This window comes from Chromohalobacter canadensis (genome assembly GCF_034479555.1).
GTDB classification, from domain to species: domain Bacteria; phylum Pseudomonadota; class Gammaproteobacteria; order Pseudomonadales; family Halomonadaceae; genus Chromohalobacter; species Chromohalobacter canadensis.
This window is the reverse complement of sequence record NZ_CP140151.1, coordinates 300,736-321,185: the sequence shown is the minus strand read 5'-3', so window position 1 is coordinate 321,185 and position 20,450 is coordinate 300,736. Positions and strand designations below refer to the sequence as shown.

The 20,450-nt window shown below is 59.8% G+C and carries 21 protein-coding genes and 4 tRNA genes; 11 read left to right on the top strand and 14 right to left on the bottom strand.

What is annotated here, in order from left to right; all coding sequences use genetic code 11:
- Positions 1-82 precede the first annotated feature (82 nt).
- On the top strand, positions 83-538 hold the full coding sequence (locus SR908_RS01605; protein ID WP_246922837.1) for a hypothetical protein: 456 nt from the start codon (positions 83-85) through the stop codon (positions 536-538).
- 184 nt (positions 539-722) lie between these two features.
- Positions 723-1,538 carry a helix-turn-helix domain-containing protein gene (locus tag SR908_RS01600; protein ID WP_246922834.1) on the top strand — a complete coding sequence of 272 codons (816 nt, stop codon included), beginning with the start codon at positions 723-725 and terminating at the stop codon, positions 1,536-1,538.
- A gap of 89 nt (positions 1,539-1,627) precedes the next feature.
- Here the strand turns inward: SR908_RS01600 and SR908_RS01595 are convergent.
- From SR908_RS01595 to uvrY, 6 genes are all read right to left on the bottom strand, one after another.
- A tRNA-Leu gene (locus SR908_RS01595) sits at positions 1,628-1,714 on the bottom strand.
- Between the two features lie 34 nt (positions 1,715-1,748).
- Positions 1,749-1,822: transfer RNA gene (locus tag SR908_RS01590), tRNA-Cys, on the bottom strand.
- A 130-nt stretch (positions 1,823-1,952) separates the two neighbouring features.
- Positions 1,953-2,027: transfer RNA gene (locus SR908_RS01585), tRNA-Gly, on the bottom strand.
- Positions 2,028-2,103: 76 nt separating this feature from the next.
- Positions 2,104-2,652: a CDP-diacylglycerol--glycerol-3-phosphate 3-phosphatidyltransferase gene (gene pgsA / locus SR908_RS01580; RefSeq protein ID WP_097022928.1), complete on the bottom strand. Its 549-nt coding sequence runs from the start codon at positions 2,650-2,652 to the stop codon at positions 2,104-2,106.
- Between the two features lie 64 nt (positions 2,653-2,716).
- A complete protein-coding gene (uvrC, locus tag SR908_RS01575; RefSeq protein WP_246922831.1) occupies positions 2,717-4,531 on the bottom strand; it encodes an excinuclease ABC subunit UvrC in 1,815 nt (604 codons plus the stop codon).
- 96 nt (positions 4,532-4,627) lie between these two features.
- Positions 4,628-5,272, bottom strand: coding sequence for a UvrY/SirA/GacA family response regulator transcription factor (uvrY, locus tag SR908_RS01570; RefSeq protein ID WP_246922828.1), 645 nt, complete (start codon positions 5,270-5,272; stop codon positions 4,628-4,630).
- A gap of 292 nt (positions 5,273-5,564) precedes the next feature.
- Here uvrY and SR908_RS01565 point away from each other — a divergent pair.
- Positions 5,565-5,640, top strand: a tRNA-Ala gene (locus SR908_RS01565).
- 92 nt (positions 5,641-5,732) lie between these two features.
- Here the strand turns inward: SR908_RS01565 and SR908_RS01560 are convergent.
- Both SR908_RS01560 and argF read right to left on the bottom strand, forming a co-directional pair.
- On the bottom strand, positions 5,733-5,906 hold the full coding sequence (locus SR908_RS01560; RefSeq protein WP_179703053.1) for a hypothetical protein: 174 nt from the start codon (positions 5,904-5,906) through the stop codon (positions 5,733-5,735).
- A gap of 412 nt (positions 5,907-6,318) precedes the next feature.
- Positions 6,319-7,239, bottom strand: coding sequence for an ornithine carbamoyltransferase (gene argF, locus SR908_RS01555; RefSeq protein WP_246922825.1), 921 nt, complete (start codon positions 7,237-7,239; stop codon positions 6,319-6,321).
- A gap of 320 nt (positions 7,240-7,559) precedes the next feature.
- Between argF and grxD the strand changes: the two genes are divergently transcribed.
- Positions 7,560-7,898 carry a Grx4 family monothiol glutaredoxin gene (grxD, locus tag SR908_RS01550; RefSeq protein ID WP_246922822.1) on the top strand — a complete coding sequence of 113 codons (339 nt, stop codon included), beginning with the start codon at positions 7,560-7,562 and terminating at the stop codon, positions 7,896-7,898.
- Positions 7,899-8,010: 112 nt separating this feature from the next.
- On the opposite strand, the gene rnt is transcribed toward grxD, so the two are convergent.
- The gene (gene rnt / locus SR908_RS01545) at positions 8,011-8,676 is read right to left on the bottom strand and encodes a ribonuclease T (RefSeq protein WP_097022924.1); all 666 of its coding nucleotides are present in this window, start codon (positions 8,674-8,676) and stop codon (positions 8,011-8,013) included.
- 210 nt (positions 8,677-8,886) lie between these two features.
- Between rnt and SR908_RS01540 the strand changes: the two genes are divergently transcribed.
- The 5 genes from SR908_RS01540 to SR908_RS01520 all read left to right on the top strand — a co-directional run bounded on the left by SR908_RS01540 (position 8,887) and on the right by SR908_RS01520 (position 13,064).
- On the top strand, positions 8,887-10,107 hold the full coding sequence (locus tag SR908_RS01540) for an argininosuccinate synthase (protein WP_246922817.1): 1,221 nt from the start codon (positions 8,887-8,889) through the stop codon (positions 10,105-10,107).
- 72 nt (positions 10,108-10,179) lie between these two features.
- Complete coding sequence (locus tag SR908_RS01535; protein WP_097022922.1) at positions 10,180-10,470, top strand: HlyU family transcriptional regulator; 291 nt, start codon at positions 10,180-10,182, stop codon at positions 10,468-10,470.
- Positions 10,471-10,647: 177 nt separating this feature from the next.
- Positions 10,648-11,322, top strand: coding sequence for a glutathione S-transferase family protein (locus SR908_RS01530; RefSeq protein ID WP_097022921.1), 675 nt, complete (start codon positions 10,648-10,650; stop codon positions 11,320-11,322).
- Between the two features lie 154 nt (positions 11,323-11,476).
- Positions 11,477-11,914 carry a DUF1161 domain-containing protein gene (locus SR908_RS01525; RefSeq protein WP_097022920.1) on the top strand — a complete coding sequence of 146 codons (438 nt, stop codon included), beginning with the start codon at positions 11,477-11,479 and terminating at the stop codon, positions 11,912-11,914.
- A gap of 97 nt (positions 11,915-12,011) precedes the next feature.
- A complete protein-coding gene (locus SR908_RS01520; RefSeq protein WP_246922814.1) occupies positions 12,012-13,064 on the top strand; it encodes a tRNA-queuosine alpha-mannosyltransferase domain-containing protein in 1,053 nt (350 codons plus the stop codon).
- 4 nt (positions 13,065-13,068) lie between these two features.
- Here the strand turns inward: SR908_RS01520 and nth are convergent, their stop codons facing one another.
- The 5 genes from nth to thiI all read right to left on the bottom strand — a co-directional run bounded on the left by nth (position 13,069) and on the right by thiI (position 18,847).
- Complete coding sequence (gene nth / locus SR908_RS01515) at positions 13,069-13,707, bottom strand: endonuclease III (RefSeq protein ID WP_097022918.1); 639 nt, start codon at positions 13,705-13,707, stop codon at positions 13,069-13,071.
- Positions 13,708-13,714: 7 nt separating this feature from the next.
- Positions 13,715-14,722, bottom strand: coding sequence for an RnfABCDGE type electron transport complex subunit B (locus tag SR908_RS01510; protein WP_246922811.1), 1,008 nt, complete (start codon positions 14,720-14,722; stop codon positions 13,715-13,717).
- 9 nt (positions 14,723-14,731) lie between these two features.
- Positions 14,732-16,777: a methionine--tRNA ligase gene (gene metG / locus SR908_RS01505; protein WP_246922808.1), complete on the bottom strand. Its 2,046-nt coding sequence runs from the start codon at positions 16,775-16,777 to the stop codon at positions 14,732-14,734.
- A gap of 156 nt (positions 16,778-16,933) precedes the next feature.
- Positions 16,934-17,326: a gamma-glutamylcyclotransferase family protein gene (locus SR908_RS01500; RefSeq protein WP_246922795.1), complete on the bottom strand. Its 393-nt coding sequence runs from the start codon at positions 17,324-17,326 to the stop codon at positions 16,934-16,936.
- 30 nt (positions 17,327-17,356) lie between these two features.
- A complete protein-coding gene (thiI, locus tag SR908_RS01495) occupies positions 17,357-18,847 on the bottom strand; it encodes a tRNA uracil 4-sulfurtransferase ThiI (protein ID WP_246922792.1) in 1,491 nt (496 codons plus the stop codon).
- 267 nt (positions 18,848-19,114) lie between these two features.
- Here thiI and SR908_RS01490 point away from each other — a divergent pair, with 267 nt between their 5' ends.
- The gene (locus SR908_RS01490; RefSeq protein ID WP_097022914.1) at positions 19,115-19,828 is read left to right on the top strand and encodes a DUF3581 family protein; all 714 of its coding nucleotides are present in this window, start codon (positions 19,115-19,117) and stop codon (positions 19,826-19,828) included.
- Positions 19,829-19,923: 95 nt separating this feature from the next.
- Positions 19,924-20,376, top strand: coding sequence for a tellurite resistance TerB family protein (locus SR908_RS01485; protein WP_322527378.1), 453 nt, complete (start codon positions 19,924-19,926; stop codon positions 20,374-20,376).
- Positions 20,377-20,450: the final 74 nt, after the last annotated feature.

Here is a 20,450-nt window from a genome sequence, read left to right as displayed (position 1 = left end):
CTTACGCACGTAATACCCGGCTTATGGATGCCCTAGTCTTGGCCTTAAATAATGTATGTGAACAGGGTAAGAGGATAAAGTGATGAGTGCCATGCACGACCGGAAAGTCTTCCAGGCTCGCCGCTGGGTGGCGGCGCTGACCATCGTGGCCACCACTACGACGCTGGCGGGGTGTGGGACCGTGTTCTATCCCGAACGCAAGGGGCAGCCCAGTGGGCGTGTCGATCCCGCAGTAGCGATAGCCGATGGCGTGGGTCTGCTGTTTTATATCATCCCCGGCGTCATTGCCTACGCTATCGACTTTTCCAATGGCACGATCTACCTGCCGAGTCGCGATACTGCGCAGGTGGATACGCTGCATTTCGGAGACGAGTTGGATACGCAAACGCTCGAATCGGTGCTGGCCGAGCGTACAGGCGGGTCAGTGCGTCTAGACGATGAGCTCGTGCGTGTCGAACGGGTCTCTTCTCGAGATGAAGCGCTGGCGCTGGTGCGCATGTCCGGCGCTTACGATAAAGAACGTCTTGCCTCAATGTAAGGACGCTATTGACGGGTAAAACAGTCTAGTGCGAGTTGCCTCACATGACTTTGATGAGTGTCATGCTACGCGGCAATTCGTTATTGGCATGAGAAAAACCAGACATGTAAACGCGAATATCAAACTGTTATCAAAAAGACTCTAACGCATACTGAACACCCGATTCAGACGCAGGGAGTCTACGATGACATCACAATATAAAGCTTCTCGATTTTCGGCACCGTCCAAGCAGCCGACGCAAACCTATCGTTTGAGCAGCATGTGCTTGCCGGCGCCCTTGTCGGTGGGTGATCTGGACACGTTCAGTACCATCAGCCGTCAGGTATCGCCTTTGAGAAAGCGCCAAACGCTCTTCGCACAAGGTGAAGAGTTCAAGAGCCTGTATATCGTTCGCTGCGGAAGCTTGAAGCAAGTTTATCGTGATATCACCAATGAAGAACACATTACTCAGTTTTATTTGCCCGGGGAAGTAGTGGGGCTTGATGCCATCAGTAGTGGTTTTCATCCAGGGGTGACGCAGGCATTGGAAACGACGTCCGTCTGCGAAATATTGCCTGAAGCGCTCGAAGAACTTGCCCAAAAGAGACCGGGGGAGCTGGGCATGAACGGTTGTTTTCTACGGGTAATGAGTCGCGCGCTGCATCAGGAGCGCATGATGGTGCGTCTATTTCTGAATAGAACGTCCGATGTTCGTTTGGCCAGCTTTCTGCTTGCCTTGTCGACGCGCTTTCGACAACAAGGTTATTCGCCGTTCAGCTTCCGCCTTTCCATGTCGCGTAGCGATATCGGCAACTATCTAGGGTTGGCGGTCGAGACGGTGAGCCGTCTATTAGGGCGTTTCCAAGACTTGGAATTGCTTACGGCAAAGGGGCGAGAAATCAGGATTGACGACCTGGACGGGCTAACGGCACTGGCGGATGGGCGTGGGCGTCAGTCCATCTGGCATGCCACGGTTTCCTCGCCAAGTTCCAGCCATCTCGCCAGCATGCCGGCGCACTGAAATCAAGCGCGTGGTGGGCACTTTATTGCCACTTTAGAGGCTGTCGGTAGAAATGCTAGTAGGAGAGGGCGCCAAGCGCTTGATTCTACTGGTGCCCGGAGCCGGACTTGAACCGGCACGGTGTTACCACCGAGAGATTTTAAGTCTCTTGCGTCTACCAATTTCGCCATCCGGGCTAACGGATACGGAAGGGGAACACCGCAGAAGAAATGGAGGCTGGAGTCGGAATCGAACCGGCGTTAACGGAGTTGCAGTCCGCTGCATCACCACTCTGCCATCCAGCCTTGTTGCACTCGTTCAAGAACGGTCAACGTTCGAGTTTGGAGCGGGAAACGAGATTCGACGGGGCTGCCGCCAGTCGGGCTGGCGTTCCAGCTTGCGACCCTCATTGACCATTCCAATACTCTTAAGTTCTGGAGCGGGAAACGAGATTCGAACTCGCGACCCTCGCCTTGGCAAGGCGATGCTCTACCACTGAGCTATTCCCGCCGAACTCGAGGACGTATTATAGGGATAAGTCTGTGAATGTCAAACGTTTATGTTCTCTTCAAAGTAAAAATAACGCTCACATGGAGCGCGTCAATTCCGGCCACGCTGCGCGCAGGTACTGGAACATCGACCACAGCGTCAGCGCGGCGGAGACATAAAGCAGAACGACGCCCAGGTTGGCGATCATCGAGCCAGGCGCGAATCCGAGCAACAGCAATAGCGAGACCATCTGCAGAGTGGTCTTCAGTTTTCCTATCCAGGAGACGGCAACACTACCACGCTTGCCGATTTCCGCCATCCACTCGCGTAGCGCTGAGATGACGATTTCCCGGCCAATGATGACCAGGCCTGGCAGTGTCAGCCACACGGCGTCGAAACGTTCGATCAGGAGCGCGAGGGCGACGGCGACCATGAGCTTGTCCGCTACCGGGTCGAGAAAGGCGCCGAAGGGGGTGCTCTGATTCCAGCGACGAGCCAGGTAACCATCGAGCCAGTCGGTCATAGCAGCGAGCCCGAACAACCCCGCGCACAGGAGCATGCTCCAGGAATAAGGGAGATAGAAGGCGATCACCAGCAAGGGAATGCACACGATTCGAGCAAGCGTCAATAAGTTGGGGATGTTCATCGAGCGATGTAAGTCCTGACTGGTGAATGAGATCGTCGTGCCATTGTATCTTTCCGTTCATGGCTCATCCATGCAAGGCCTGATGAATGGTCGTGGCCATTTGGGCGCTGATGCCGGGCACGCGGGCCAGTTCATCGCGGCTGGCCTGGCGGACGCCCTGGAGCCCGCCGAAGAAGCGTAACAACTCTCGACGGCGCTTGGGACCGACACCGGGAATGTCCTGTAGGGTCGAAGTGCGGCGTTGCTTGTCACGCTGCTGGCGATGCCCGGTAATCGCAAAGCGGTGTGCCTCGTCGCGAATATGCTGGATCAGGTGCAACCCGGGAGAGGCGCTATCGAGCGATAACGCATTGTCGACGGTTTCCAGGAACAATGTCTCAAGGCCGGGCTTGCGTGTCGTACCCTTGGCGACGCCGAGCAGGTGAGTGTTCGTGATGCCGACCTCCTCGAGCACCTCGCGCGCCATGTTGAGCTGCCCCTTGCCGCCATCGACGATAAGGACGTCAGGCAGTTTGCTTTCGTCCTGCACCAGGCGCTTATAGCGGCGCGTCAGCGCTTGGCGCATGGCCGCGTAATCGTCGCCCGCCGCGACGCCTTCGATGTTGAAACGCCGATAATCGGACTTGACCGGTCCATCCTGATCGAAGACCACACAAGAGGCGACCGTCGCCTCGCCGTGGCTATGACTGATGTCAAAACACTCCAGGCGCGTCGGGGGCTCCTCAAGGTCGAGCGCCTCGCGCAAGGCATCGAAGCGTTTGGCCAGTTGCGAGCGGTTGGCCAACTGGCTGGTGAGGTGCTGTTCGGCATTGGTGTCGGCCAGGCGCAGCCATTGGGCGCGATGACCGCGTACCTGATGCGCCACACGGATGCGTTTGCCGGCACGTTCGGAGAGTGCGGCCTGAATGACATCGGCATCCACAAGTGGCAGGGCCGTGATGACCTCGCTTGGGATGTCGCGATCATGGCCTAGGTAATAATGACTGATGAACGCGCCGAGTAATTCTTCCGCCGTCAGGTCCAGGCCGTTTTGCGGCATGTGGTGGCGTGCCCCGAGCATGCGTCCACCACGTACGCTCAGAGCGCTGATGCAGACGCCGCCGGGACGCTCGGCGAGGGCAAAGATATCGGCATCGCCATCGCCAGTGTCGACGATCTGACGCTCCTGCAGGCGGCGCAGTTGCTGAATCTGATCGCGAAGACGTCCCGCTTCCTCGAAGTCCAGCGCTTGGCTGGCGGCTTCCATGTCCTGGGTGAGTTGCGCGGTCACCTGCTCGCTGCGCCCGTCCAGGGCCATGATGGCGTGGTCGATGTCGCGCTGGTATTCCTCGCGGCCGATATAGTCGACACAGGGCGCGCTGCAGCGTTGTATCTGGTACTGAAGACAAGGCCTTGTGCGATGGGCGAAGACGCTGTCCTCGCAATTGCGGATACGAAATATCTTCTGCACCAACGCTAGACTCTCGCGGACGGCGGTCGTGCTGGGGAAGGGGCCCAGATAGCGACCGTCGCCGCGTTTCCCGCGCGCGCGTTTGAACTCGAGCGCGGGATAAGGATGGCGATCCGAGACGAAGATAAAAGGATAGGATTTATCGTCGCGCAATAGGATATTGTACGGCGGCCGCTGCTCCTTTATGAGCGTCTGCTCGAGCAGTAGCGCCTCGGTCTCGGTGCGCGTGATGGTGACCTGAATATCCGCGATGCGGCCGACCAGGGCTTGCGTCTTGGTGTTGAGCGCACCGCGAAAATAGCTGGCGAGACGTGCCTTGAGCCGCTTGGCCTTGCCTACATACAAGATCTCGCCGTCGGTATCCAGCATGCGGTACACGCCGGGCGACTCGGAAACCGTCTTTAGAAAGTGTTTGGCATCGAAGCTCATGGGCGCGGGACATTCGTTGAGTCGGTCATGCCCGCTAGTGTATCAAAGGGAAAGGGGCACCGGAGACTCGCGTCACGGCGCCGGTGCAACTCGATATCAGGAGGCTTCGTAGCCGTCTATCAAGCCGTAACGCAGCCCCAGGTGGGTGAGCTCGACATCGGATTGCACATTAAGCTTTTCGAAAATGCGATAGCGATACGTGTTGACGGTCTTGGGGCTCAGGAAGAGCCGGTCAGAGATATCGCTGACCTTCTGGCAGTTGACAATCATCATCGTCACCTGCAGCTCGCGATGTGAGAGTTGGTCGAATGGATTGTCCTGTGAGCCTATCTTGGACAGCACGACCTTCTGGGCAATATCCGGGCTGATGTAGCGCTGCCCCCCGAAGATGGCGCGGATCGCGCGAACCATTTCATCGAGTTCCGTGCCCTTGCTGATGAACCCGGCGGCGCCGGCATCCATGAGGCGCTGGGCAAACGCTTCTTCGAGGAATGCTGTCACGATCACGACCTTGATGTCCGACATGCCGCGCATGATCTTGCGCGTGGCTTCGAGTCCACCGATACCGGGCATGCGTATATCCATCAATACGATGTCGGGCCGCAGTTCACGTGCCATGTTGACGGCTTCTTCGCCATCGACGGCTTCGGCGATAACCTGCAAACCGTCTTCGGAATCCAGCATGCGGGCAATACTGGTGCGAACCAGATGGTGATCATCAGCGACAAGAACCTTGATCAAGGGAACTCCTGCAATCAATCGCCGGTTAACGAAATAAAGGTCATGTTGGCCTTATGTTGTGGCCATTATGTAATGCTTCAGCTCAATGCGCTATGTGATGGTAGCGATGTGCTTAATCAACTTAACAGTAATGTTGGCTTTATGCTGCCGTGGGTTTTGCACTTCCGCGCGTGATACGCACGCATTGACATGGATGGGTGGCGACCGTAGTATACGCAGCGTTCCAAGGGCACTATTACGGATATATCCCTTGGCAAGTGGATAAACGCATCGCACGATGCGATATCGACATGGGGCCTTAGCTCAGTTGGGAGAGCGCAACACTGGCAGTGTTGAGGTCAGCGGTTCGAACCCGCTAGGCTCCACCATATCCGCCTGATATCAAGCCGTCGACGCATTGCGTCGACGGCTTTTTTTTGTAGGTTGCTCAATGGCGAGCGGTCGCCGGCAATGTCTTCCCTCAAGGGCTGGCGGGGCCGCTGGCGCCGCATTCCAGGCATCGGTATTGCATGCCGTCCTCGGCATGGCGCTCTTCGAAGGCTTGCAGGCGCTCGTCGTCATTGATCGTCTCGCTGGCGCTGCACGCCGGGCATTCGATGGTACGTTCGTCGTCGCGTTGTTCGATGAGGAACATGCTGTTCTCCTAGCGTTTTCTCGACTCGATGAAAGGCATATATACCGTGCGCTGACGGCAAGGCACGAAGCCTGTGAGCACGGGGCTCGTAAAGAGAAAAGTCGGCCTTTGACGGGGTTGCGTCAACGTAGACATTGGCGACGCTCGGGTAGTAAAAAATCAACGTTCGCGGGGCGTTGGAAGCGCTCCAGCGAGTAGCTTCGTCGTAAAGCGGGGTGTCGGGTAGGGTGATGCCGTGGTAGTGAAGTTACAGGAAGGGCTATCTAGCGGTCGTGTGCGCGAGGCTTTGTACGAAGACGGCCGGCGCTCGGCCATACGGCGTTAAAAATCAGCGCAAAGTGTCGCGGAAAGAAAGGAAACGATGCCGACCAGGCAGCATCGTTTCTTGCGATGGACGTGGCATGTCAGTGGGTTATTCGTCGACCTTTCCGAGCAGGAGGAATTCGATCAAGGCCTTCTGGGCGTGCAGGCGATTGCCGGCTTCTTGCCATACCACTGCACGCGGGTCGTCGAGCAGAGTCGTGCTGATTTCCTCGCCGCGATGCGCGGGCAAGCAATGTAGGAACAGCGCACTATCGACGGCACGGTCGAGCAATGCCTCGGTGACCTGAAAGCCGGTGAAATTCCGCTCGCGCTTGGCTTGCTCCTCTTCCTGGCCCATCGAGGCCCAGACGTCCGTGGTAATCAGCTCCGCACCTTGTACCGCCTGCTGTGGGTCGTGCGATATCTCTACGCGATCACCAGCGGCCGCCACGAGGTCGGCATTCGGCTCGTAGCCTGGCGGACAGCAGATGCGCAGCTGGAAATCGAACTGTCGTGCGGCATTGATCCACGAATGACACATGTTGTTGCCGTCACCGATCCAGACCGCGGTCTTGCCTTTCACCGATCCGCGGCATTCGGTCCAGGTCATGACATCGGCCAGCAACTGGCAAGGGTGATAGTCGTCGGTCAATGCGTTGATGACCGGAATCTGGCTGGCGGCGGCATATTCTTCGAGCCCGGCATGCGAGAAGGTGCGGATCATGACGATGTCCACCATCTCGGCGAGCACGCGGGCGGTGTCGCCGATCGGCTCGCCGCGTCCGAGTTGCGTATCGCGCGGCGAGAGGAAAAGCGCATGGCCGCCGAAATGTGCCATGGCGGTTTCGAAGGAAACCCGCGTGCGCGTCGAGGACTTCTCGAAAAACATCGCCAGGGTGCGATTGGTGAAGGGCGTATAGGTCGGCCCTTGCGCTTTGAGACGGTTCTTGATCGTGATCGCACGCTGAATGAGGTGGCTAAGTTCCTCGGGTGACAAGTCGAGCAAGGTCAAGAAGTGGCGTGTGGCCATGGCGACGCTCCTTTCAAATGTGATCCGCTTTCATATGTGATCCACGGCATATCAGGGCGACGACGCCCACCGATGAAAGCGCTTGAGCGTCACAGCCAAGACGCGCCTCGGGGCCCGGCTTTCTGCGACGCTCGGCCTTGCAAGGGCGACATGCGGGCCGTGCGGAAAGTCGACCATCCTAGCCAGGCTGCCGGAAAGGCGCAATGTCGGCGTTACGAGGGCTGTTTTCGGCGCGCGCCATCAGTAGAATGGACGTACATTCACCCGACGTATTGCGGCGGTGCCGGCAATGGCAAGCCGCCCCGCGTGAGGAAACTGAGATGAGCACGACTCTCGAGAACATCCAGCAGCAAATCGGCGAAAACACGATTCTGCTCTACATGAAAGGCACGCCCCAACTGCCGCAGTGCGGCTTCTCCGCCCAGGCGGTACAGGCGGTCATGGCGTGCGGTGAGCGTTTCGCCTTCGTCAACATTCTCGACAATCCGGACATTCGTACCGAATTGCCCAAATACGCCAACTGGCCGACCTTTCCGCAGTTGTGGGTCAATGGCGAACTGGTTGGCGGCTGCGACATCATCGTGGAAATGTACGAAAGCGGTGAGTTGGAGAAGCTAATCAAGGCAGCCGCAGCCAACGCCGAAACCGAACAAGAGTGAGGCGTTGAGTCGGGCGTTCTTCCCAGGGAGGGCGCCGGCGCATCGAGAAGCCCTGTCGATGAACATTGGCAGGGCTTTTGTATGAGTGGCACGCGAGTAATGACGTGCCGCGTCAGTCCTCGTCCATGCTCTGTTCCTTCTGGGCCAGCTCCCAGCCGCCGAGATCCTTGTAGCGGTTGACCATGGCACAGAATAACTCGGCGGTGCGTTCGGTGTCGTAACGGGCTGAGTGTGCCGAGTCGTTATCGAACTTGATGCCCGCCGCGCGGCAGGCGCGTGCAAGCACGGTCTGGCCGTAGATCAAGCCGCCGAGCGTGGCGGTATCGAAACACGAGAATGGGTGAAAAGGGTTGCGCTTGATGCCGTTGCGCTCGATGGCGGCATTCAAGAAGCCCTGATCGAAAGCAGCGTTATGGCCGACCAGAATGGCGCGAGTGCACTGGTTGGCCTTTATCGCCTTGCGCACCGGCTTGAAGATTTCGCCCAGCGCGTCGTGCTCGTTCAATGCCACTTGCTGGCGCAGTGGGCTATCCAGGTCGATGCCGGTGAAGTCCAGTGCGGCCTGCTCGATATTAGCCCCGTCGAAGGGTTTGACGTGGAAGGCATGCGTGGTATCAGGTATCAGGTTGCCCTGCTCGTCCATGGTCAGGGTCACGGCGGCGATCTCGAGCAAGGCGTCGCTCTGGGCGTTGAAACCACCGGTTTCCAGATCGACGACGACAGGGAGAAAGCCTCGAAAACGTTGAGCCATCAAATCGCGTGCCTGGCCGTCGCTCATGCTTTTGCTCCCATCCCGATGCGGTCTCGATAGCGTCGCCACACCCGGGGCGGGGCGACAAAGTGGCAGCGAGTGTAGCATTTTCGCCCCTCGACGTCCCGCCGCTCGGTGTTCGTCAGCTTCGCTCGGCGCTATAATCGGGAAACGTTTTCTCGCTGTGTTCGCGCAGCCGAACCATTCGATCAATATCCATCTTTTCAGGAGTCCCGCATGTCCGATGTGAACAAGGTCGTCCTCGCCTATTCCGGCGGCCTGGATACGTCCGTCATCGTCAAGTGGTTGCAGGAAACCTACGATTGCGAGGTGGTGACGTTTACCGCCGACATCGGTCAGGGCGAAGAGGTCGAGCCGGCGCGAACCAAGGCACAGGCCCTGGGCGTCCAGGAAATCTATATCGAGGACCTGCGTGAAGAGTTCGTGCGCGACTATGTCTATCCGATGTTCCGCGCCAACACGATCTACGAAGGCGAATATCTGCTGGGGACCTCCATCGCGCGGCCGTTGATCGCCAAGCGTTTGATCGAGATCGCCAACGAAACCGGGGCCGATGCCATTTCCCACGGCGCCACCGGCAAGGGCAACGATCAGGTACGCTTCGAGCTCGGTGCCTATGCATTGAAGCCCGGCGTCCAGGTGATTGCTCCGTGGCGTGAGTGGGATCTCAACTCCCGTGAGAAGTTGATGGATTATTGCGAGAAGCACGACATTCCGGTCGACTTCTCCAAGAGCAAGAAGAAATCGCCGTATTCCATGGACGCCAACCTGCTGCATATTTCTTACGAAGGCGGCATCCTCGAGGATCCGTGGGCGGAAGCCGAAGAGGACATGTGGCGTTGGAGCGTGTCGCCGGAGGCCGCGCCGGAGACGCCGACATATATCGAATTGACCTTCGAGAAAGGCGATGTCGTGGCTATCGACGGCGAGCCGCTCAAGCCCCATGAAGTGCTTTCCAAGCTCAACAAGCTCGGCGGTGACAATGGCATCGGGCGTCTGGATATCGTCGAGAACCGCTATGTGGGCATGAAGTCGCGTGGCTGCTACGAAACCCCGGGTGGCACCATCATGCTGCGCGCCCATCGTGCTATCGAGTCACTGACACTCGACCGCGAAGCCGCGCACCTCAAGGACGAGATGATGCCCAAGTACGCCGAAGTCATCTACAACGGCTACTGGTGGAGCCCGGAGCGCAAGATGCTGCAGGCTGCCATCGACGAGACCCAGGGCAACGTCAACGGCGTGGTACGCATGAAGCTCTACAAGGGCAGTGCCACCGTGGTCGGGCGCAAGTCCGAGGAATCGCTGTTCGATGCTTCCATCGCGACCTTCGAGGACGATGCAGGCGCCTACGATCAGAAAGACGCCGAAGGCTTCATCAAGCTCAATGCCTTGCGTTTGCGCATCGCGGCGGCAAAAGGCCGCAATGCGAATTGATCCGCATCCACTCGCGTCGAACGTCTCCCCGCCGGGCGGCGTTCAACGCATAGCCAGTGCGCAGGAGGCTTCATGCTGAAACGACTCATCGAGGGCTTGTTTGGCAGCAGCGATGCCAATGACGAGGAAATACCCGCGACAGACTACGAAGGTTATCTGATCACACCGGATCCGCAGGATGTCGGTGGTCAGTACCGGGTCAGCGGGTGGATTCGCAAGCCCGTCGAAGGCGGCGAGACACATGAATACCGCTTCGAGCGTTCGGATATCGTCTCCAGCCGCGAAGACTGTATCGAGTTGACGCTGCGCAAGGCCCAGCGCTATATCGATGATATCGGCGACGAGATGTTCGAGGATCGCTGAGCGTTCCTATCCATCGCTCTCGCGCATGCGACTGCCAACGCCACTACCTTTGGAGCTATGGTCTCTGGAGGAGTGGCGTTTTTTATTGCCACGACGCCTTAGCCTAGGGCAGTGAGACCCGGGAACTCTTACCGCATAGAGTGGGCCCAACCTTTTATCATCCCGATGGAGCCGCACATGATTACTGTGCATCATCTCGACAACTCTCGTTCGCTACGCATCGTCTGGTTACTTGAAGCCCTGCAGCAGGCCTATGAGCTCGTGACCCATCATCGCGATCCGCAGACATTGCTGGCGCCGGAGAGTCTCAAGCGTCTTCATCCGCTCGGCAAGGCGCCACTGATCGTCGACGAGGGGCTGACCGTGGCCGAGTCGGGGGCGATCATCGACTACTTGATCGAGCGTTACGACGATGGCCATCTGGCGCCGGCGGTGGGGACGCCCGAGCACCGCGACTACCGTTACTGGCTGCATTACGCCGAGGGCTCCGCCATGCCCCCGTTGGTGATGCATCTAGTCTTTTCACGCCTGGGTAAACCGCCGATGCCGGCGTTGCTGCGCCCGATGGCAGGCAAGTTGGGCCAAGGTGTGCAAGCCAAGTTTCTCGACCCCGAGATCGAGCGCCATCTAGCTTTCTGGGAGACGACGCTCGGCGAGCATGCATGGTTTGCCGGCCCCGACTTCACGGCGGCAGATATTCAGATGAGTTTCCCCGTGTTGGCGGTCGAATCACGACGTGGCATCAAGGATTTCCCCGCCATTGTCGATTGGTTGGCGCGGGTACGTGAGCGGCCGGACTATCAGCGTGCCGTGGCGCAGACCGGTGAGTTGAACCTGAGTGCGTCACGCTAAGCTCTGTTTGAAAAATCGACGAGCGATGGCCAGACAAGGCAAAAATCGGCGAAAAAAGCGGAGTTTACGCGGGTAAATGAGCATTTTGAGTTGATTTTTAACGCCGTATGGGCGAGCGCAGGCATTTTTCAGATAAAGCGTAGAGGAGGCGGTCATGATGAATCATTGGTGGGTAAAAGGGCTGGCACTGGGAATGATGGCGTTGCCGATCATCGCCAGCGCTCAGGAGGAACCGCACGATGACGGAGGTGACGATGTCTCCGGCGTGATGGCCTGCGATGTTCTGCAGGATGAGATCGAAGCCAAGATTCGTGCCAATGGCGTCGAGGACTTCGCGCTCGATATTATCTCCAGCGAACGCGTCGACGAGGAGGGAGTCCGTGAGGACGACGCTCTCGCCGGGGGTGAAGTTGTGGGAAGTTGCAATGGCGGTACGCGTAAGGTGATCTATCGACGCGGCTCTCAAGGGAGCGGGGCCATGTCGTCCTCGGATGCTTCGCTGCCACCGTCTGACGCGAGTGCTGAGCCAGGTAGAAACACGACCGATGAGACGCTGAGCGAAGACTCCGAAAGCGAGGAGGCCGGGCACTAGCGGATTCTACTCCCGCCTTTTGGCGGTCCGCTTCCGTCAGTCTCCGGGCTTGGTTACCATGGCGCCTTTTTTGTAAACACCCTCTCAGGAGGCGCGCGTGAAGGCCTTATTGCTTTCCGCCTACGCAGCCATGAGTCATCGCCATTGGGCGGATGGGCTGCAGCAGCAGTTCCCCGAGATCGACTGGCGGCGATTGGAACTGCCACCACGGCATTTTCCCTGGCGAATCCGCGGCAACCCCCTGACCTGGCTGGGCCAGGAGAGTAACTGTCTCCAGGAGGACTACGATCTGGTCGTCGCCACCTCGATGGTCGATTTGGCGACCTTGGTGGGCCTTTACCCCTCGCTGGCGCGTGCGCGCAAGGTCGTGTACTTCCATGAAAACCAGTTCGCCTATCCGCTTCCCAAGGGCCAACGCATCCGCGCCGAGCCGCTAATGGTCAATCTCTACGCGGCCCTGGCGGCGGATGTCGTCGTCTTCAACAGTGCCTACAACCGCGACAGCCTATTGCGCGGGGCGCGTGACTTCCTCAAGCGCATGCCTGAGCGTCTGCCGCTCGACACCGTGTTGTCCCGCGTCGCCGATAAGGCCGTGGTGCTCCCAGTGCCCTTGTCCGAGGAGACACCCAAGCCGACGTGCTCGGGGCAGCGAATTCTGTGGAATCATCGCTGGGAATACGACAAGAATCCTGAGGCGTTTTTCGCCGCGCTGCAGGCATTGGCGGGCCGTGGCCTCGACTTCGAGGTAGCGGTAATGGGGCAGCAGTTCCGCGATCAGCCCCCCGTCTTCGAGGCGTCGCGTGCGTGGCTGGGTGAGCGCGTCGTGTGCTGGGGCGAGCAGCCTGGTGATGTCTATCGGGATATGCTTGATAGCGCCGATATCGTGGTATCTACGACCGATCATGAATTCCAGGGGCTGTCGGTCATGGAGGCAGTGACCCATGGCTGCGTACCGCTGGTTCCGGACCGCCTGTGCTTTCCCGAGTATTACGCGTCGGCGTATCGCTACGCGGGCGATCAAACGACGCTCGAGGCCACTCTGGCGGAATGGCTGACTCAGCCGGCGTCACGCCCGGCGCTGCCCGACGCGCGAGCCTGGCAATGGCCGGCGTGGCGAGCGGCGTATCGCGACGTGTTGTGCGGTGTGTAAGGGGTCAGCCCAGTTCTGTCTTGTCCTTGTACTCGCACAGATCCTCGATCACACAGCTTCCGCAGCGCGGCTTGCGCGCCACGCAAGTGTAGCGCCCGTGGAGGATCAGCCAGTGATGCGCGTCGTGCAGAAAGTCCTTGGGCACGTGGCGCATCAGTTTCTGCTCGACCTCGAGCACGTTCTTGCCGGGCGCGATACGCGTGCGGTTGGCGACGCGGAAGATATGCGTGTCCACCGCCATGGTCGGCTGGCCAAAGGCGGTATTGAGAATCACGTTGGCAGTCTTGCGGCCGACACCAGGCAGGGCTTCCAGTGCCTCGCGGGTGTCCGGCACCTCGCCACCGTGCCGTTCGAGCAGTAGGTGGCAGGTTTTCATCAGGTTGTCGGCCTTGCTGTTGTACAGGCCGATGGTCTTGATCTTGTCCTTGAGCCCATCCAGGCCCAAATCGAGGATCCCCTGCGGCGTATTGGCCACGGGGAACAAGCGCGCGGTGGCCTTGTTGACGCCGACATCCGTGGCTTGGGCGGAAAGCAACACTGCCGTCAGCAGCTCGAAAGGCGTTTGCCATTGGAGCTCTGTCGTCGGCGTGGGGTTGTGATCGCGCAGGCGCGAAAAAATCTCGTAGCGTTTTTGAGCGTTCATGGGCGAATCAAGTCGATGAGGGAGAATCGAGCGCGGAGCGTGCGGTGTCGAGCATGCGCTGGGCTTCGTCGACCTGGCTATGTGCAGCCTCGAGGCTGGCGGCATCGCCATGGCGCTGGGCATGTGTGACTTGTTGGCGAGCCTTGCGCAATGACTGCTCGGCGGCTTTGACGGCCATGCGCCGATGGTGCGTAGTAGAGGAGTCGGCGCGCGGTGCCTGGGCGTTGCCGAGTTGCCGGTCGACGTCCGCCAGGCGCGAGGTCAGCGTCTCGGCGCGTTCATCGAGCGCTCGGCGTGCCTCGGGATCTAGCCCGTCGCGCTGACGTTGACGTTCCACACGCTTGAGTCCGGCGACCAACGTGGCACGCGTCGCCTTGAGTGACGTGGTATCCACGCTGGCTGCAGCGTCCTGTTGCGTCGGCTGAGCAGGGGCTGTCTCGCGTTTGGTCTTTGCCGCCACGGCTGCCTGGCGACGTTCACGCTTGCGGCGTTTCTCCTCGGCCTGACGGTCGAGGCGCTGCTGACGCGCCTCGTAGCGCTGTCGTCCCAGTTCGGCACGCTTGGCCAGGTAGGTATCTTGCTGGGCCTGGGTGCGTGCCGCGACCCATTCGGGATGCGGCAGGATATCGATGCAGTCGACCGGGCAGGGTGCGACACACAGTTCGCAGCCGGTGCATTCCCCGGCGATGACGGTATGCATCTGCTTGGCCGCGCCGAGGATAGCATCCACCGGGCAAGCTTGGATGCACTTGGTGCAGCCGATACATTCCGCCTCGCGAATATATGCCACCTTGGGAGACTCCGCGGGCTGCGCGAGGGGCTGGCGAGGCTGACCGGTCAACTCGGCCAGACGCGCCACGGTCGCCTCGCCGCCGGGCGGGCACTTGTTGATGGCCTCGTCGCCCGCCGCGATGCCTTCGGCATAGGGACGACAGCCAGGATGACCGCACTTGCCGCATTGGGTCTGCGGCAGTTCGGCGTCCAGCATCTCGATGAGCGCGGCGTTAGCGGACACCTTACCTCCTCAGGTCACGCGCTGGCCGGGTTCCGCACCGCTATCCGGCGACAGCAGATAGATGCCGCCCTCCTTGTCACCAGCGGCCAGCACCATGCCTTCCGAAACACCGAAGCGCATCTTGTGCGGCGCCAGGTTGGCGACCATCACGGTCAGTCGCCCCTCCAGTGCTTCGGGCGCGTAGACGGCACGGATGCCCGAGAACACGGTGCGTGTCTCACCGCCCAAGTCGAGCGTCAACTTGAGGAGTTTTTTGGCGCCCTCGACGTACTCGGCCTTGGCAATACGCACGATGCGCATATCGAGCTTGGCGAAATTGTCGAAGCTGATCTCATCGGCGATTGGATCGTCGGCCAGCGGGCCCGTGGCGCGTTCCTTGAGCTTTTGCTCCTCGGCAAGCACTTCCTTGGATGCCTCGGTCATCTGCGCGATCTTGTCGGTATCGACGCGGGTCATCAGCGGCTTGAACTTGGCGATGGCATGGTCTTCGAGCACATGATGGCGGCTTTCCCAGTCGAGAGAGTCGACCTGTAGAAAGACGCGTGCCTGCTCGGCCATGGTCGGCACCACGGGCTGCAAGTAGACCATCAGCACGTGGAACAGGTTGATCCCCACTGAGCAGATATCGAGCACTTCTTGCTCGCGGCCTTCTTCCTTGGCCAGTACCCAGGGCGCCTTGTCGGCGATATAGGCATTGGCCTCGTCAGCGAGCTCCATGATCTTGCGCATGGCGCGGGCGAATTCGCGTGCCTCGTAATCGGCGGCTATCGCCTCGCCGGCGTCCACGAATCGCGCGACCAGTTCGGGCTCTGTGCAACGTGTGGCGAGTTGGTTGCCATTGAGCTTCTTCACGAAGCCTGCGCAGCGGCTGGCGATGTTGACGACCTTGCCGACCAGATCCGAGTTCACGCGCGAGGCGAAGTCCTCAAGATTGAGATCGAGATCGTCGACCCCGGCGGTGAGCTTGGCTGCGAAGTAGTAGCGCAGATATTCGGGATTGAGATACTCGGCGTAGGTCTGCGCCTTGATGAAGGTGCCGCGTGACTTGGACATCTTGGCGCCGTTGACGGTAACGAAGCCGTGGCAATTGACGCCAGTCGGCGTGCGCAGCCCTGCGCCTTCCAGCATCGCCGGCCAGAACAAGGCGTGGAAGTAGACGATGTCCTTGCCGATGAAATGATAGACCTCAGCGTCGGAGTCCTTCTTCCAGTAGCTGTCGAAGTCGATGCCTTCACGCTCGCAGAGGTTCTGGAAGCTGGCCAGATAACCGATCGGCGCGTCCAGCCACACGTAGAAATACTTGCCTGGCGCGTCCGGAATCTCGAAGCCGAAGTAAGGGGCGTCGCGAGAGATATCCCATTCGTTGAAGCCTGACTCGAACCATTCCAACAGCTTGTTGCGGATCTGCGGTTGCACATGGCCGGCATTGATCCAGCCCTGCATGAAGTCGGCGAAGTCGGGCAGCTTGAAGAAATAGTGAGTGGACGTGCGAACTTCCGGCGTAGCGCCGCTGATCGCCGAGACCGGATTGATCAGTTCAGCCGGCGTGTAGGTCGCACCGCACGCTTCGCAGTTATCGCCGTACTGATCGTCGCTATGACACTTGGGGCAAGTGCCCTTGATGAAGCGGTCGGCGAGGAACAAGCCCTTGATCGGGTCGTACATCTGCTCGATGTCGCGCGTGGAGATATGCCCGGCGTCGCGTAGCGCTTTATAGATGCGCTCGCTGTGCTGGCGGTTCTCTTCCGAGTGCGTCGAATGATAGTTGTCGAACGCCACTCCGAAGCGGGCGAAATCGGCCTGATGCTCGGCGCTGACGTTGCTGATCAACTGCTCGGAGGTGATGCCTTCCTGCTCCGCGCGCAACATGATGGCGGTGCCATGGGCATCGTCGGCACAGACATAATGGCACTCGTGGCCGCGGCTTTTCTGGAAGCGCACCCAGATATCGGTCTGGATATACTCGAGCAAATGGCCCAGATGGATCGAGCCGTTGGCATAGGGCAGGGCACTGGTAACCAGGATCTTGCGCTTGGCGTTGGCGGTAGTCGGCATGGCGGCTCTAGTGACGAAAGTCGGAAACGAAAGAAGGCGTCGCGAACGACATCGACGAAAAGGCGATTGTAGCCCGCTTGGCGCTTGGCTGCATCCGTGATGCGGAAGACAACATCCACGCGGCCGGTGCTTGTAACACCTCGGTAAGGGTAACGCTCAGGGCGTGCTTGGCCAGCCGCCGGTGCGGATGGCTGGACACCCCGTGACATCGAGATTGTAGAGATAAAGCCATGCGGGGCCGAAGGTGGTGCGATGAATGATGCGGTCGTAGGTGCCGTTGTGCGGCGCGCGCACGCGATAATCCTCGAGTTGGTCGAGATCGCGTAGCCCTTGCGCATCGACCCGATAGAGTTCCACGTCGATGCCGTGGGAGGGCTCCGCCTTGGCGCCGGGGCAATGCCCTAGATCGTAAAGAGTGACGTCACGGAGCGTATCCGCGCCGATGAACTCGGCGTCTGTGAGCCAATGGTGATTGCGCAGGCCACGCTTGAGCGTGCCGTACACGGCGACCAGCGGCGTGCGGCGAATGGCGAGAGCGGGTGAATGCATGGAGCCCCCTGGGTTAACGACGAATGGCGTTCAGCGCTCAGCGTGGCGGTTGCCACGATAGACGACGAAGTTCGTCAGTCCCTGGTCGGCGAGCCTAAGTGCCTGCATCTTGCTCATGATGCCCTGATCGCAATATAGCGCGTAGCGCTGGTGCGACGGCAGGTGCGCGGCGCGTTCTCCGAGCTCGAAGAACGGAATCGCCAGTGGCTCGCCTCGTGGCAGTTCCAACGGGGCGGCGTCGCGCTCATCGGGGTGGCGGATGTCGATTACCGTGACGTCATCGGCCTCGTGCAGAGCCTCGGCACTTTCGATTACGGGCACATCGAGCGTCCGCGGCGCTGGCGTGTCGAGTAGACGGTCCACCCGCGTTTGGCTGGTGGCCTCGAGTGCGGCGTCGAGCACACCCATATCGAAGTCAGCCTCGGCGGCGTCGATCTGATCGGGTCTAGGGCGTGTATTGGGGCGTTGCGAGATCGTGCCGCAGTATTCCGGCAAGCGCTCGGCATGGGCGGCGGTACCGATGCGGCGTGCATCCTCAATGATGGTTTGCTTGTCGTCGGCGATGAGCGGGCGCAGGACGGGCCGCTCGCTGACCGTGTCGATCAGTCCCAGGTTGACCAGGCTCTGACTGGAGACCTGTGCCAAGGCATCGCCGGTGACGAGAGCCGAGAGGCGTGCGCGTGCCGCGACGCGATTGGCGACCCGCAGCATCATGCGCTTGAGCACGACGCCTGCCAGGCCGGCGGGCACACGGCGCTGGATTTCATCGAGTACGCCGTCGAAAGGCACGCTGATGAAATGGGCATGGTGCGATGCACTGTAGCCCTGCCACACCCGGTGCACCACCTCGCGTACGGCCTGCTCATGTTCCGGTCCGCCGAGATTGAAGAACAGGTAATGCGTCTTGAGCCCGCGCCGGATCAAGCGCCAGGCCGCCACCGGCGAATCGTAGCCGCCCGAGATGAGTGCCAGTGCCTGGCCTTGGGTACCGATCGGATAACCGCCCAGGCCGGGCAAACGGCGGGTCACCAGACGCAGGTACTGGTCCTGCAGCTCGAGCGTGACGTTTACCTCGGGGTGGGAGAGATCCACCTTGGCATCCGGGCTGGCCTCGAGCAGTGCACCGCCCAGGTAACGTTCGAGGTCTGCCGAGGTGAAGTCGTGCTGCCCGCGGCGCTTGGCGCTGACGCGAAACCGGCGGCCGGCCAGCGGTGCCCGCCATAGTGCTACCAGGCGCTCGGCGGTATCGGCGAAGGAGACGAAGGTGTGCACGTCGATCACCAGCACCTCGTGGATGCCGGGTACGCGCGATAGCGTTGCTTCCAGGCGTTCGCGGGTAGCATCGTCGATAGCGTGGCGGACCCGCACCTCCAGCGCATCCCAGCAGTCGGCGATCCGCACATCGGGGACCAGCGGCGTCAGGGTGTTGCGCAGGTTGGTGCGCAGACAACGAACCATCTGCTTGCGCACGGGGCGGGACTTGATGGTGATCTCGGGGAAAAGCTTGACGCGATACCGCATATGTCTCGTGTCGAGTGCTAGTGAAGGCGCGCATGGTAGCAATCCGGCACTTGCCTCGCCAGTCACTCTTCCGGCGTTCAACGAAGACGGCATTTTTCGCCATTATCTTGAGCTGGATGCGGATTGAGCGCTCGATGTTATCGTCCGGTGGCGCTATGTTGAGAAATGTGTGCGGGGGCCGCGCCCGAGCGCCAATGAATTTGATACCATCTTGGCGTTCGTGATCCGCGCCGTGGTGGGCGCTTCTTGATGGGCAGGGATAAGCGCATGTTTCTCGACGATTTTCACACCGTGACCGATGGCCGGCTATGCATTACGGCCGAGCAGGCAAGCCGTTTCGCCAAGTGTATCGCTGGCGATTACAATCCCATTCACGATGCGGATGCACGCCGCTTCTGTGTGCCGGGCGATCTGCTGTTCGCCCTGGTGATGGCGCGTTTTGGTCTGGCGCAACGCATGACCTTCCACTTCAAGGGCATGGTCGGCGATAGCGTGCCACTGTGCTTCGTGCAGCATGACGACGACACCGTTCAGGTGACCGACGCCAACGGCAAGGTATATCTCGAGGTTGAACGCGGCGGCGATGTCACCCACGACGCTGGCATCATCGAGGCCTTTACGCGCCGCTACGTGGCCTTTTCAGGGCGTAACTTCCCGCATTATCTCAAACCGCTGATGGAAGAGCAGGGGGTCATGTTCAATCCACAGCGGCCGTTGGTGATCTACGACAGCATGGGCTTTTCGTTGTCGCGGCTGGATGTCGCCGAAGCCGGCGTGGCCTTCGCCGGCGCGACGCTGGACGTCAGTGGCAAGCGGGGCGACGCCTTGCTGCAATTCAAGATGACCGATGGCGAAACGGTCATTGGCCATGGCTCCAAGAAGTTGGTGGTCAGCGGGCTTCGCGAGTATGACCCGCCGGTGATGGATGCCTTCGTCGAAAAGTTCATGAACCTCAAGGAGCATTACGCCACCGCCGATTAAGTGGGGCGGATCTCATATCGTGTTGTGCAGATGCAACCCCTGAGCGTGTGGCTTGTCACACTTTGTGTCACCACTTGGTCACGGGAGAGAAACCCTTGAGTATCGAAGGCATTCAGCAATTCTTTCAACGCATGTTGGAGTCCCCGCAATCGGAGCGTCGCCAGGTGACGCTGGAATTGGCGGTGGCAGCCTTGTTGTGCGAGATCATGCGTGCCGATTACGAACATGACCCACGCGAAAGGGCAATGCTGCGGGAGCTTTTGACCACGCGCCTTACGATTGCCCCGGATGACGTCGATGAACTGATGTCGTTGGCCGAAACCGAAGTCGAGCAGGCTGTCGACCACTATGAATTCGTCAGCCTGATTCGCGAGCAATACGACTACGAGGATCGCGTGGCGCTGGTAGCGCAGATGTGGCAGCTGGCTTTTGCCGACGGCGAACTCGATGCCTTGGAAGAACACCGTGTTCGGCGTCTCGCCGATCTCCTTTATGTCAGTCACAGCGATTTCATCCGCACCAAACTCGCGGTCATGCCTGAGAGTTGAGACGTCACGGTTCGTCTGCGTGTGTCGAGAACTCGGAAGGTGCCTGGCGAAAAGTTGACTGAAACGCTTGGGTA

Excerpts from the sequence above, each read along its gene's own strand:
- pgsA (WP_097022928.1), bottom strand. The coding sequence starts at position 2,652 with ATGAACATCCCCAACTTATTGACGCTTGCTCGAATCGTGTGCATTCCC.
- SR908_RS01490 (WP_097022914.1), top strand. The coding sequence starts at position 19,115 with ATGTTTCTCGACGATTTTCACACCGTGACCGATGGCCGGCTATGCATT.
- SR908_RS01600 (WP_246922834.1), top strand. The coding sequence starts at position 723 with ATGACATCACAATATAAAGCTTCTCGATTTTCGGCACCGTCCAAGCAG.
- SR908_RS01535 (WP_097022922.1), top strand. The coding sequence starts at position 10,180 with ATGCTGAAACGACTCATCGAGGGCTTGTTTGGCAGCAGCGATGCCAAT.
- SR908_RS01605 (WP_246922837.1), top strand. The coding sequence starts at position 83 with ATGAGTGCCATGCACGACCGGAAAGTCTTCCAGGCTCGCCGCTGGGTG.
- SR908_RS01500 (WP_246922795.1), bottom strand. The coding sequence starts at position 17,326 with ATGCATTCACCCGCTCTCGCCATTCGCCGCACGCCGCTGGTCGCCGTG.
- thiI (WP_246922792.1), bottom strand. The coding sequence starts at position 18,847 with ATGCGGTATCGCGTCAAGCTTTTCCCCGAGATCACCATCAAGTCCCGC.
- nth (WP_097022918.1), bottom strand. The coding sequence starts at position 13,707 with ATGAACGCTCAAAAACGCTACGAGATTTTTTCGCGCCTGCGCGATCAC.
- argF (WP_246922825.1), bottom strand. The coding sequence starts at position 7,239 with ATGGCCACACGCCACTTCTTGACCTTGCTCGACTTGTCACCCGAGGAA.
- SR908_RS01540 (WP_246922817.1), top strand. The coding sequence starts at position 8,887 with ATGTCCGATGTGAACAAGGTCGTCCTCGCCTATTCCGGCGGCCTGGAT.
- metG (WP_246922808.1), bottom strand. The coding sequence starts at position 16,777 with ATGCCGACTACCGCCAACGCCAAGCGCAAGATCCTGGTTACCAGTGCC.
- uvrC (WP_246922831.1), bottom strand. The coding sequence starts at position 4,531 with ATGAGCTTCGATGCCAAACACTTTCTAAAGACGGTTTCCGAGTCGCCC.
- rnt (WP_097022924.1), bottom strand. The coding sequence starts at position 8,676 with ATGAGCGACGGCCAGGCACGCGATTTGATGGCTCAACGTTTTCGAGGC.
- SR908_RS01525 (WP_097022920.1), top strand. The coding sequence starts at position 11,477 with ATGATGAATCATTGGTGGGTAAAAGGGCTGGCACTGGGAATGATGGCG.
- SR908_RS01560 (WP_179703053.1), bottom strand. The coding sequence starts at position 5,906 with ATGTTCCTCATCGAACAACGCGACGACGAACGTACCATCGAATGCCCG.
- SR908_RS01530 (WP_097022921.1), top strand. The coding sequence starts at position 10,648 with ATGATTACTGTGCATCATCTCGACAACTCTCGTTCGCTACGCATCGTC.
- grxD (WP_246922822.1), top strand. The coding sequence starts at position 7,560 with ATGAGCACGACTCTCGAGAACATCCAGCAGCAAATCGGCGAAAACACG.